Raw genomic sequence first — 11,606 nt, forward strand, 5'->3', positions numbered from 1 at the left:
CGATCGCGAGAGGTGGCCCGAAAGGGCAGGGTGATGTGGAGGTCGGCGAAACCTGGCTGCAGCTTTCGTGAGCCAGCATGGTGGCCACACGCATAGGCAAGCCTCGAACTATGTTGCTCCGCCACATGTGCCCGTGATCTGGGCGTTCCTACGGTGTGCGAATACATACCCGTCCCCACCGCACACGAGGAAGTGGCGCACATGGCCTCCGCAGCACCCGCTCCACCGTCGTCGAACAACCTCAAGCGCATAGTCGCCGCCAGCCTCATCGGCACCACCATCGAGTGGTACGACTTCTTCCTGTACGGCTCGGCCGCGGCACTCGTCTTCAACAAACTGTTCTTCCCGGACTCCGACCCGCTGGTCGGCACGCTGCTGTCGTTCCTGACGTACGCGGTGGGCTTCGCCGCACGGCCGCTGGGCGCGCTCGTCTTCGGGCACTACGGCGACCGGCTCGGCCGCAAGAAGCTGCTGGTCCTGAGCCTGCTGATGATGGGAGGGGCGACCTTCGCGATCGGTCTGCTGCCCACCCACGCGACCGTCGGCGCGGCCGCGCCCGTGCTGCTCACCGCGCTGCGACTGGTGCAGGGCTTCGCGCTCGGCGGCGAGTGGGGCGGCGCCGTACTGCTGGTCTCCGAGCACGGGGACGCCAGGCGGCGCGGGTTCTGGGCATCGTGGCCGCAGACCGGGGCGCCCGCCGGACAGTTGCTCGCGACCGGCGTTCTGTCGCTGCTGACCGCCACGCTGTCAGACGCGTCCTTCACGTCCTGGGGCTGGCGCATTCCGTTCCTGCTCTCGGGCCTGCTCGTGATCGTCGGCTTGTGGATACGTCTCTCTGTCGATGAATCGCCCATTTTCAAGCAGGCGTTGGCGCAGGCCGAGGCCCGGAAGGCCACGCAGGGCGCCGAGGCGGAGAAGTTGCCCGTGGTGGCCGTGCTGCGCAACCACTGGCGGGACATCCTGATCGCGATGGGCGCCCGCATGGCCGAGAACATCAGCTACTACGTGATCACCGCGTTCATTCTGGTCTACGCCACCACGTCGGCCGGGGTCTCCAAGCAGACGGCGCTCAACGCGGTGCTCATCGCGTCCGCCGTGCACTTCGCGGTCATTCCGGCCTGGGGCGCCCTCTCGGACCGGGTCGGACGTCGGCCCGTGTATCTGCTGGGCGCGGCGGGAGTCGGCCTGTGGATGTTCCCGTTCTTCTCGCTCATCGACACCGGCGGCTTCGGGAACCTGGTCCTCGCCGTGACCGTGGGTCTGGTGCTGCACGGCGCGATGTACGCCCCTCAGGCCGCCTTCTTCTCCGAGATGTTCGCCACGCGGATGCGCTACTCCGGTGCCTCCATCGGCGCCCAGTTCGCCTCGGTCGCGGCGGGCGCCCCGGCTCCGCTCATCGCCACCGCGCTGCTCGCCGACTACGACAGCTCGACGCCGATCGCCCTGTACGTGATCGCGGCGGTCGTGGTCACGCTGATCGCGGTGGGAGTCGCCAAGGAGACCCGCCACAACGACCTGGCCGAGGTGGACGGCGCCACGGATGCGCGGCCGGTGGCGGCCCCGACGGCGGACGCGCACACCGCCTGACCGGCGCCCCACGGCTCTCCCCCGCTGATCCCCGTACGCTCCGGCGTACGGGGATCAGTGCCGGCCCGCGGACGACAACCGGTGCAACCGCAGCGCGAGTTGGATCTCCAGCGCGCGGGCCGGGCTCTGCCAGTCCTCGCCGAGCAGGCGGCCCACCCGCTCCAGACGCTGGGCGACGGTGTTCACATGCACATGCAGGTCGTCCTTCGTCCGCGCGGGGCTCATGCCGGACCTGAAGTAGGCGTCGACCGTGCGCAGCAGGTCGGTACCGCGCCGTTCGTCGTAGGCGACCACCTGTCCGATGGTGCGCTCGACGAACCCGGAGATGTCCCGGTCCCCGGCGAGCAGCAGCCCCAGGAACCCGAAGTCCTCGGCGGCGGCGCCGTCGCCGGCGCGACCGAGCAGACGCAGCGCTTCCAGGCAGCGCTGTCCCTCCGCGTACGCGGAGGCCACGACGTCCGGGCGGGCGGCGAGGTCGCCGACGGGTGCGGAGGCTCCGACGGTGACCGCTTCGTGGACTGCGGTGCCCAGTTGTCGTGCGGTACGGCGGGCCAGATCCGTGGCGGTGTCGTCGCGGACCAGGGGCAGCAGCAGGACGGTGCCGCCGTCGCGGGCCGCGGCCAGTCCGTGCCGGGTCGCGGCGAGATGGGAGGCGGCGGACCACAGCCGCCGGCGCGCCGCGGCTTCCTGGTCGGCGTCGCAGGCCGCGCCCTCCAGGCGGGCGGCCAGCACCACGTGCGTGGCGTCGAGGTCGGCGTCCAGCCGGGCCGCCCGTTCCCGCAGCAGGCGCGGGTCACGGTCGCGCGCGTCCAGCAGGTCGTCCAGCAACTCCCCGCGCACCCGTTGTTCGGCCTCGGCGGCCGAGCGTCTGGCGAGCAGGAGCAGCGAGGTGACCATCGCGGCGCGTTCCAGTGTGCGTTGGTCGACGGGATCGAGCCCCGGATGGCCGCGCAGCACGAGCGCACCGAGCAGTTCGCCTCCGGCGGACACGGCGGCCACCCAGTCGTCCCGGTGGCGCACGGCGTGGCCTTCGGCACGGGAGGCCTCCAGAGCGGTGCCGGGGGCGTCGGTCGTCTCGGTGAACCGCACCGTGCCGTCGAGGCTTTCGGAGACGGCCGCGGCGACGTCGTGGACGCCACCGCCGCGCAGCACGAGCTCGGCGAGCCGGTCGTGGACGTCCGACGCGCGTTCGATCACGGCGCTGCGGTCCCGGATGATCTCGTTGGCACCGGCCAGGCGGTCGAGGGCGGAGCGGGTCTCCGCCAGCCAGTTCGCCGTGTCGATGGCCGCCGCGGCCAGGGCGGCGAACGAGCCGAGGAGTGCGATCTCCTCCCGCTCGAAGACCCGCGCACGGCGGTCCGCGGCGAACAGCACCCCGATGACGTGGTGGCCGATCATGAGCGGGACGCCGAGGATCGCCACCAGGCCCTCGTCGTGCACGCCCGCGTCGATCGTCCGGGTGTGCTGGAAGCGGTCGTCCTTGAAGTAGTCGTCGGTGACGTAGGGGCGGGCGGTCTGGGCGACCAGTCCGCCGAGGCCCTCCCCCATGCCCAGCCGCAGTTGCTGGAAGCGTGCCGCGACCGACCCCTCGGTGACCCGCATGTAGGTGTCACCCCGGTCGGCGTCGTTCAGGCTGAGGTAGGCGATGTCCGTGCTCAGCAGCGACCGGGCCCGCTGCACGATTGCCTTGAGTACGGCGTCCAGGTCGCGCAGGCCCGCCAGGTCGTGGGCGGTCTCGAAGAGGGCGGACAGCTCGGCCTCGCGGCGCCTGCGGCCCTCTATCTCCGAGCGCACGCGCAGCGCGAGCTCCTTGGCGTGTTCGAGCGCGGCGATGCGCTGGGGCGGCTGCTCCTTGAGGCGGGCGAGCAGCACGGGCTGCTCGTACGCCTCGGCGGACGCGCCCCTGGCCAGGAGTTCCAGGAACGGTGCCTCGGCGCTCCGGCTGGAGCGCTCGGCGGGCTGCACTTGATCGCGGGACATGCTCACAGGATTACCTGTCGTCGGGCCGGCACCGCCAGCCCTGTGGATAACTTCGGTGTCGAGGGGTCACCGGGTGCTCAGTGCGCCGTCCAGCCACCGTCGAGCACGAGCGAGGTGCCGGTGATGAACGATGCCTGTGGACTGCACAGGTAGGCGACCGCCTCGGCGACCTCGTCCGGTTCGATGAGCCGCTTGACCGCGCTGTCCTGCAGCAGTACCTCGGACAGGACCCGCTCCCGGGGGATGTCGTGGGCGTGGGCCTGGTCGGCGAGCTGCCGCTCGACCAGCGGGGTGCGCACATAGGCGGGGTTCACACAGTTCGAGGTGACTCCATGGGGAGCGCCTTCCAGGGCAGCGGTCTTCGACAGCCCTTCAAGACCATGTTTCGCGGCCACATAGGCCGACTTGAATGCCGAGGCGCGCAGCCCATGCACCGAGGAGACGTTGACGATGCGGCCCCATCCCTGGCCGTACATGTGGGGCAGGGCCCCGCGGATGAGCCGGAACGGCGCCTCCAGCATCACGGTCAGCACGGTGTGGAAGACCTCGGGCGGGAACTCCTCCAGAGGGCGCACCAGTTGCAGTCCGGCGTTGTTCACGAGCACGTCGGTACCCGCGGCGGCGAGTTCCGCGGCGTCGAGGTCGGTGAGGTCGAGGACCTTGGGCTCGACGGTGCCCGCGAGGCCCTGGGCCTGCTCGGCGAGTCGCTCCAGGCCGTCGGCGTCCCGGTCCACCGCTCTCACCTTGGCCCCGGCGGCGGCGAGCCGCAGCGCGCAGGCGCGGCCGATGCCGCCGGCGGCGCCGGTGACAAGGGCGGTACGGCCGCCGAGGTCGAGGGCGGGGGCGTGGGGGCCCGGGAGGGCGCTGGGCGCGGTCATGCCTTGCACCCTAGGCAGCGCCGACGCCCCCACCGATGTGGTCACCCCCCACACTTCAGGCTCAGGTCATAGCGTCAAACCACGTGGGTTCGTCGGCGAGCGCCTGCTTGATCCGGAACTGGCTGTGTTCGTTGAGTGCGGGCAGTGCGTCCACGTCGAACCAGGCGACCTGAAGCGACTCGTCGTCGTTGACGCGCGCCTCGCCGCCGATGGCCCGGCACCGGAAGGTGATGTCCGTGAACTGGCAGATGTCGCCGTTCTCGTACACGACGGGCTTCAGGGACTTCACCGAGACGATCCGCTCGACCTCGCAGTGCACGGCGGTCTCCTCGTACACCTCGCGCACGGCGCAGGCCGCGGGCTGCTCGCCCGGCTCAGGGATGCCTGCGAGCACCGACCACTCGCGGTTGTCGGCGCGCTGACCCAGCAGCACTCTGCCCTCGTCGTCGAAGACGACGGCGCTCACGCCAGGAAGGGTGAGGAGCTGATGGCCCGCGGCGGCCCTGATGGTGCGGATGAATTCGGGAGTAGCCATGGACCGACCCTAACGGGCGGTCCTGTTACCCGTGTTGACCGGGGAAAGCACCCCGGGCCGCTCGGGGCACCCCGCCATCGCTCCCGCCCTACTGGCCGACACTGCCTCGCCGAGCGCGGACCACGACGGTCCCGGCCCACCCGAGCCCGCCGACCGCGACCAGCACGAGAAGCATCTCGGGCAGCACCCCGAGGCGCGTCGCGGGCGTCTCGGAGGAGCGCAGCGGCACCTTCTGCACGAGCGAGTCCGCGACGAACATCCCGGTCTTCTGCGTGATCTTCCCGTCGGGCATGATCACGGCGCTGACGCCGCTGGTGACCGGCACCGTGACGGTGCGGCTGTGCTCCACGGCGCGGATACGGGACATGGCGAGCTGCTGGTAGGTCATCTCGCTGCGGTCGAACGTCGCGTTGTTGCTGGGCACGGAGATCAGTTGTGCGCCGTCGGTGACGGTGTCGCGCACGGCCCAGTCGAAGGCCGCCTCGTAGCAGGTCGCGAGACCGACCTTGGTGCCCGCCATGGTGAACACGCCCGCCTTGGTGCCACGGCTGAAGTCCTGGCGCACCATGGTGGTCCAGTTCTTGTTGATGGCGCCGAGGAGGGAGCGCAGCGGAAGGTACTCGCCGAACGGCTGGACCTGCCGCTTGTCATAGGTGTCGACGGCGCCCTTATCCGGGTCCCACAGGATCTGCTCGTTGTAGAGCTTGCCGTCCCGCTCGACGACCCCGCCGACCGAGAGGGGCGCGCCGATCGCCCGGGCCGCACCCTCGATCACGGCGGCCGCGTCGGGGTTGGTGAAGGGGTCGATGTCGGAGGAGTTCTCCGGCCACAGGACGAAGTCGGGCTGCGCGATCCGGCCCGCCTTGACCTTGGCGGCGAGCCGCTCGGTCTCCCGTGCGTGGTAGTCGAGCACGGCGCGGCGCTGGGAGTTGAAGTCGAGTCCCGCGCGCGGCACGTTGCCCTGGATGACCGCGACGGTCGCCGTCCCGTTCTCGGCCTTGTCGCTCACCAGGGTGCGCGCGGCGAGCGCCCCCACGACGGGAAGGGCCACGCTGAGCAGCGCTGCCGCGGCGGCTCCGCGGTGCACGGCACGGGTGCTGCGGCCGTCGACGACCTGGCGGACGATCTCGTACAGCCCGAACCCGCAGAGCACGACGGCGAAGCCCAGCACGGGAGTTCCACCCACCGCGGCGAGCGGCAGGAAGACGCCGTCCGCCTGGCCGAAGGCGATCTTTCCCCAGGGGAACCCCCCGAAGGGCGCACGCGCGCGTGCCGCTTCGCCCGCGATCCACACGGCCGCCGCCCACACCGGCCACGCGGGCAGCCGCGAGACAAGGGTGATGCCCGCGCCGACGAGAGCGACGTAGACCGCCTCCACGGCGACCAGCGCCAACCACGGCCCTGAGCCGACCTCGACACCGGTCCACACGAGCAGCGGCAGCAGGAAGCCGAGCCCGAAGAGATAGCCGAGCCCGAGGCCGGCCTTCCAGGTGCGGCCGCGCAGCGACCAGCCGAAGACGGCGAAGGCCGGGAGGGCGAGCCACCACAGGGTGCGCGGCGGGAAGCTGACGTACAGCAGCACTCCGGACAGCGCCGCGGCGGCGGCCGGAACGAGCCGTCGCGCCAGTCTGGCCCCACGCGAAACGGGCGCGGCCTGGGGTTCGAGCTGTTCCGGCTCGTCTACGGAGGTTGCTGTGGCGGTCACTCGGGGAGTGTACGGCGCGTGACCTGGGCACCGACAGCGCGGTAGGACAAGGCTCGGTGAGAAACCGGCTGCTGGGAGCGGTGCTGTGCCCCCTCGAGAGGGACGTCGGCACCGGGAAGGACCGCGTCCTCGGTGGTCGGCTGCTGCAACGTTCCTGCGCAACTCATCCACAAACCGGCGCATCACCCGTTACCGTGTGCCCGAGCCTCTGACGTGCGGCCGGATACGGCCACGGCGGTCGGGGCCCGTCAGCAAGTCGGGGGGCGACGGAGTGGGGTCGACGGGGACGACGTCCGCGGCCGGTACGACGGCCGCGAGCGAGAGACGCAATATGGCTGACGCCGCGGGCGTCGCCGTGCTCGCGGCGTGCGCGGTCTGGTCGTTGATCACGGCGGCCGCGCACGACGGCCGGCCCGAGGGCATGCTCCTGGCGGTGCTGGCCGTCGCCGCCGGGTACGCCGCTGGCCGGATCAGCGGCGCGCTGCTGCCGGTCGCCGCCCCCGGTGCCGGAGCGCTCGCCGGTCTCGGCCTGGCACTCGCCGCTCCGCACACCACGCCAGGCCCGCAGATCACCTCGCCGCTCGGGCACAACGGGGCCACGGCCGCGCTGCTGGCCCTGTCCGCGGGAGCCGCCTGCTGCGGGGCCTGGGCGGCAGGGCCGCCGGTGCTGCGTCTCGCGCTGCGGCTGCTGGCCGCCGCGATCACCGCGACCGCGGCGCTGCTGGGCTCCACCACGGGTTTCGCGCTGTGCGCCGGGGTGCTGCTGTGCTCGCTCGCCGCGGACCGCATGCACCACCGCGTCCTGGGCCTGACAGGCCTGGCGCTCGCCGCGGCCCTGGTGGCCGGTGCGAGCTGGGCCGTGGCCGAGAACGTACTCCCGGACGGTCTGAGCGTGTCCCTGGAGGGCCAGCTCACCGAGCACCGGGTGCTGCTGTGGCGCGACGCGCTGCGCCTGGCCCGTCAGGAGCCCGCGCTGGGCGCCGGACCCGGCCGCTTCGGAGAACTCAGTCCGACAGCCACGCAGTCCGTGACACCCGACGGCAAACCGCATTCGGCACCGCTGCAGCAGGCGGCCGAGCAGGGTCTGGTCGGGGTGGTCCTGCTCGCCACGGTGTTCTGCTGGGTCCTGTACGCGCTGTGGCGTACTCCGCGTCCCACGCCGATCGCGCTGACGGCGGGCGCGGCACTGACGGCGCTGGCCGCTGCCGCGATGGTCGGCAATGCGCTGAGCTTCACGACGGTGACGGCGGGTGCGGGCCTGCTCGCGGGGTTCGCGACGGCGCGACCGCTGGTCGACGAGGCCCCGGTGGGCGATGCGGGCAGGGACGAGCGACCCCGCGACAAACGGCTGGAGCAATGACGCCCCGCAGGGGGGCAGGGCCGCACGAGGCCTGAGGTCAGCGGGTCACGCCGGACGTGGTCGGCCGCAGGCGGGCACGGATGATCCGCACGGCCGCTTCCGCGTTGTCCACCGTGATCGTGAAGGTGTGCCCGTCCCCGAGGCGGAGCACCACGCCCTCGCCGCGCCGGACGATGACGGCAGTCCCCTTGTCGGGCCGCCAGCGGTAGCCCCAGCCGCCCCACTGCCGTGGGGTGACCCGGGGCGCGAAGTCGGCGCCGACGACGTGCGAGAGGGGGATGCGGCGACGCGGCAGCCCCATGTGGCCGCAGCGCACTTCGAGGGAGTCCTCGTCGACCTTCACGGCGACATGCACGAAGGCGAGCGTGCCGAACAGGACGAGCAGTCCCGCGGCGATGCACCCGACGACGGACATGGCGAGCGCGGCGACACCCGACGTCCACGCGGAGTCGACGGCCAGCTCGATACCCAGCGCCAGGCAGGCGGCGCCGGCCAGCGCCGGCAGCCACTGGACGCGGTTGGTGGCGCGGCCGGTCCAGACGTCGGAGTGCGCACTGTCCTCGCTGTGGGGGTGGTGGTCCCTCATGCGTACGAGACTACTCAGGTTCCGCACCGCGGGCACCGCCTTGCAGAGCGTAACTGCTCCAGGCGGGCGCCTTTCCCTACGGTGTGCGCGGTGTGCGCCCGCCCGGTGACCCGCGGTCAGCGGACGGGAGTGACGGCCTGGAGTTGGCGGCCTTCCACGTACATCAGGGCGCTCGCGGGCAAGGCGGCCGGCTGACCGCCGAGAAGCACCGTGAGGGAGCCGTCGGCGGGGGCCTCGGGGGCCGGGCGCTCGCCGATCCGGCGCAGTGCCTGGGCGGCTACCGCGCCGGCGGAGCCGTGCAGGACGAGCGGCGGGAGGCCGGGCTGCTGGACGGCCGCGCGGATCCGGTCGGCGACCAGCTCGTAATGGGTGCAGCCCAGGACGACGGCCCTTACATCCGGCGGGGTGAGCGCCGCGGCGGCGGCGACTGCGGCGTCGATGGCCGCCTCGTCCGCGTACTGCACGGCGTCGGCGAGCCCGGGACAGGGCACCTCGGTGACGGCCACGCCGTCGGCGAACTCCCGGATCAGACCGCGCTGGTAGGGGCTTCCGGTGGTGGCGGGCGTCGCCCAGATCGCGACGGGGCCGCCTCCCGAGGCGGCCGGCTTGATCGCCGGAACCGTGCCGATGACCGGGAGATCGGGTTCGAAGCGGGCCCGCAGCGCGGGCAGGGCGTGCACGGACGCCGTGTTGCAGGCCACGATCAGCGCCTCGGGCCGGTGCAGGGCCGCTGCCTCCGCGATCGCGAGCGAGAGCCCGGTCACGTCCTCGGGGGTGCGCGGTCCCCAGGGCAGGGTGTCGGGGTCCGAGGAGAGAATGAGATCGGCGTCGGGCCGTAGGCGGCGAACCGCGGTGGCTGCCGCGAGCAGTCCGATTCCGGAGTCCATCAGTGCGATCTTCACCCGGTCACCATAGACGATCCGCCTCAACGGGCCGCCGCCGTGGGGCAGACTGCGGCGGGTGAGCGCCATTGTGTGGACCGCCGTCGGATCACTGGCCGCCTGGGTCTGGCTGCTGCTGGGCCAGGGCTTCTTCTGGCGTACGGATCTACGGCTGCCACCGCGCCGCGAGCAGGACACCTGGCCGTCCGTGTGCGTCGTCGTACCGGCACGGGACGAGGCCGCCGTACTGCCGCACAGCCTGCCGTCGCTGCTCGCCCAGGACTATCCGGGGCAGGCCGAGGTCTTCCTCGTCGACGACGGCAGTTCGGACGGCACCGGGCAGCTGGCGCTCGACCTGGCGCGCAGGCACGGCGGGCTGCCGCTCACCGTGGACTCGCCCGGTGAGCCGCCCGCGGGCTGGACCGGCAAGTTGTGGGCCGTACGGCACGGAATCGCCCTGGCACGCACGCGTGAACCCGAATTCCTGCTGCTCACGGACGCCGACATCGCTCATGCCCCGGACAGTCTGCGGGAGTTGGTGGCGGCGGCGCGCACCGGCGGCTTCGACCTCGTCTCGCAGATGGCCCGGCTGCGCGTGGAGAGCGTGTGGGAGCGGCTCGTCGTGCCCGCCTTCGTCTACTTCTTCGCGCAGCTCTACCCGTTCCGCTGGATCGCCGTGCGGGGCGGGCGGACGGCGGCCGCGGCGGGCGGCTGCGTGCTGCTGCGCACGGAGGCGGCCGAGCGGGCGAGGATCCCGGACGCGATCCGGCACGCCGTCATCGACGACGTGGCGCTGGCGCGTGCGGTCAAGGGGACCGGGGGCCACATCTGGCTGGGACTCGCCGAGCGGGTGGACAGCGTGCGCCCGTATCCACGGCTGCACGACCTGTGGCGCATGGTCTCGCGCAGCGCGTACGCCCAGCTGCGGCACAGTCCGCTGCTGCTCGCGGGAACGGTGCTGGGGCTCGCGCTGGTGTACCTCGTGCCGCCGGTGACGCTGGTCGTGGGCCTCGCGGCGGGCAGCGGGGCGGCGGCGGTCGCCGGGGGCCTCGCATGGCTGGTCATGACCGCGACGTACCTGCCGATGCTCCGCTACTACCGGCTGCCCCTGTGGCTCGCGCCGCTGCTGCCGGCCACCGCCTTCCTGTACCTCCTCATGACGGTCGATTCCGCGGTGCAGCACTACAGGGGGCACGGTGCGGCCTGGAAGGGCCGCACCTACGCACGTCCCGACACCGCCCTCGACGAGCGGTGAGCGGTCACTTCCTGCCCGGGGTCCAGTTCATGCCCCACCCGTAGGCGTAGTCGAGGGTGCGCTGCGGGCTGACGCCTCGTTCGGGGACCAGGTAGCGGGCCTCGCGCTGGACGATCAGGTCGTTGCCGTTGCCGGTGATGAGGGCGAGGGCGCAGACGGTGGAGGGCACGGTGCACTCGTCGAGCGAGAAGTCGATCGGTGCGCCGTTCATCGGCTGGAGGGTGACCGTGGCATGCAGGTCGGCGAACGACCGAGCGCCTTCGTAGATGGTCACGAAGATGAGGATGCGCCGGAAGTCCTGCTTGTGGTCGAGGTTGATGGTCAGGTTCTCGCCACTGGCCACGGCACCCGTGCGGTCATCCCCGTCGAGCTGGATGAACGGCGGCTGGTGCAGCGCCCCGAAGGCGTTGCCGAGCGCCTGGACGACGCCCTTGCGGCCGTCGGACAGCTCGTACAGGGCGCACAGGTCGAGGTCGAGATCCGAGTGGTTCGCGACGGCCCGGCCCCGCTTGCTGCCCCACCCCGAGAACTGCTTGCGGACCTCCCAGTTGAGGTTCACGCGCATGCCGCCCGAGGTGCCGCCCTGCTTGGTGAGCGAGACCGAGGGGGCTTCCTTGGTGAGCGTCACCTTGGACAGCCGGACCGGCACCGGAGGGGCCGCGGGCGGCATGGGCGGAGCGGGCGGCGGCGCCATCGTGGGCGGCGGCACGGTGGCAGGGAAGGCGACGGGCGGGGGCGGGCCGTCCACACGGGTGGCCGGAGCGGGCGGTGCGCCGAAGGTCTGTCCGGCGGGAGGCTGTCCGCCGGCCTGGTGCCCGGCGGGGGCCCGACCGCCAGCG

The 11,606-nt window shown here is 72.3% G+C and carries 10 protein-coding genes; 3 read left to right on the forward strand and 7 right to left on the reverse strand.

What is annotated here, in order from left to right:
• The first annotated feature begins 201 nt into the window (after positions 1–201).
• Positions 202–1,587 (forward strand): MFS transporter, encoded by a 1,386-nt coding sequence (locus ACN6LB_RS22860; protein WP_445027553.1) that lies wholly within the window; start codon positions 202–204, stop codon positions 1,585–1,587.
• Positions 1,588–1,641: 54 nt separating this feature from the next.
• Here ACN6LB_RS22860 and ACN6LB_RS22865 read toward each other — a convergent pair whose 3' ends face one another.
• The 4 genes from ACN6LB_RS22865 to lnt form a co-directional block, all read right to left on the reverse strand.
• Positions 1,642–3,567 (reverse strand): helix-turn-helix domain-containing protein, encoded by a 1,926-nt coding sequence (locus ACN6LB_RS22865; protein WP_445027554.1) that lies wholly within the window; start codon positions 3,565–3,567, stop codon positions 1,642–1,644.
• 77 nt (positions 3,568–3,644) lie between these two features.
• Positions 3,645–4,445 carry a 3-hydroxybutyrate dehydrogenase gene (locus tag ACN6LB_RS22870; RefSeq protein WP_445027555.1) on the reverse strand — a complete coding sequence of 267 codons (801 nt, stop codon included), beginning with the start codon at positions 4,443–4,445 and terminating at the stop codon, positions 3,645–3,647.
• 61 nt (positions 4,446–4,506) lie between these two features.
• The gene (locus tag ACN6LB_RS22875; RefSeq protein ID WP_445027556.1) at positions 4,507–4,980 is read right to left on the reverse strand and encodes an NUDIX hydrolase; all 474 of its coding nucleotides are present in this window, start codon (positions 4,978–4,980) and stop codon (positions 4,507–4,509) included.
• Between the two features lie 88 nt (positions 4,981–5,068).
• Complete coding sequence (gene lnt, locus ACN6LB_RS22880) at positions 5,069–6,685, reverse strand: apolipoprotein N-acyltransferase (RefSeq protein ID WP_445027557.1); 1,617 nt, start codon at positions 6,683–6,685, stop codon at positions 5,069–5,071.
• A gap of 331 nt (positions 6,686–7,016) precedes the next feature.
• Here lnt and ACN6LB_RS22885 point away from each other — a divergent pair, with 331 nt between their 5' ends.
• Positions 7,017–8,045, forward strand: a complete 1,029-nt coding sequence (locus tag ACN6LB_RS22885; RefSeq protein ID WP_445027558.1) for an O-antigen ligase family protein — start codon at positions 7,017–7,019, stop codon at positions 8,043–8,045.
• Between the two features lie 37 nt (positions 8,046–8,082).
• On the opposite strand, the gene ACN6LB_RS22890 is transcribed toward ACN6LB_RS22885, so the two are convergent.
• Both ACN6LB_RS22890 and ACN6LB_RS22895 read right to left on the reverse strand, forming a co-directional pair.
• Positions 8,083–8,631 (reverse strand): hypothetical protein, encoded by a 549-nt coding sequence (locus ACN6LB_RS22890; protein ID WP_445027559.1) that lies wholly within the window; start codon positions 8,629–8,631, stop codon positions 8,083–8,085.
• A gap of 116 nt (positions 8,632–8,747) precedes the next feature.
• Entirely contained in the window at positions 8,748–9,533 is a 786-nt protein-coding gene (locus ACN6LB_RS22895; protein WP_445027560.1) for a glutamate racemase, read from the reverse strand.
• 58 nt (positions 9,534–9,591) lie between these two features.
• On the opposite strand from ACN6LB_RS22895, the gene ACN6LB_RS22900 reads away from it, so the two are divergent.
• On the forward strand, positions 9,592–10,767 hold the full coding sequence (locus ACN6LB_RS22900) for a glycosyltransferase (RefSeq protein WP_445027561.1): 1,176 nt from the start codon (positions 9,592–9,594) through the stop codon (positions 10,765–10,767).
• A 4-nt stretch (positions 10,768–10,771) separates the two neighbouring features.
• Here the strand turns inward: ACN6LB_RS22900 and ACN6LB_RS22905 are convergent.
• On the reverse strand, positions 10,772–11,606 hold an 835-nt coding region (locus ACN6LB_RS22905), incomplete at its 5' end, for a TerD family protein (protein ID WP_445027562.1).

This window comes from Streptomyces sp. SAS_270 (assembly GCF_052543295.1).

What these genes read in the sequence shown, in the direction of transcription:
- ACN6LB_RS22890 (WP_445027559.1), bottom strand. Translation starts at nt 8,631, where the DNA reads ATGAGGGACCACCACCCCCACAGCGAGGACAGTGCGCACTCCGACGTC.
- ACN6LB_RS22885 (WP_445027558.1), top strand. Translation starts at nt 7,017, where the DNA reads ATGGCTGACGCCGCGGGCGTCGCCGTGCTCGCGGCGTGCGCGGTCTGG.
- ACN6LB_RS22865 (WP_445027554.1), bottom strand. Translation starts at nt 3,567, where the DNA reads ATGTCCCGCGATCAAGTGCAGCCCGCCGAGCGCTCCAGCCGGAGCGCC.
- ACN6LB_RS22860 (WP_445027553.1), top strand. Translation starts at nt 202, where the DNA reads ATGGCCTCCGCAGCACCCGCTCCACCGTCGTCGAACAACCTCAAGCGC.
- ACN6LB_RS22870 (WP_445027555.1), bottom strand. Translation starts at nt 4,445, where the DNA reads ATGACCGCGCCCAGCGCCCTCCCGGGCCCCCACGCCCCCGCCCTCGAC.
- ACN6LB_RS22875 (WP_445027556.1), bottom strand. Translation starts at nt 4,980, where the DNA reads ATGGCTACTCCCGAATTCATCCGCACCATCAGGGCCGCCGCGGGCCAT.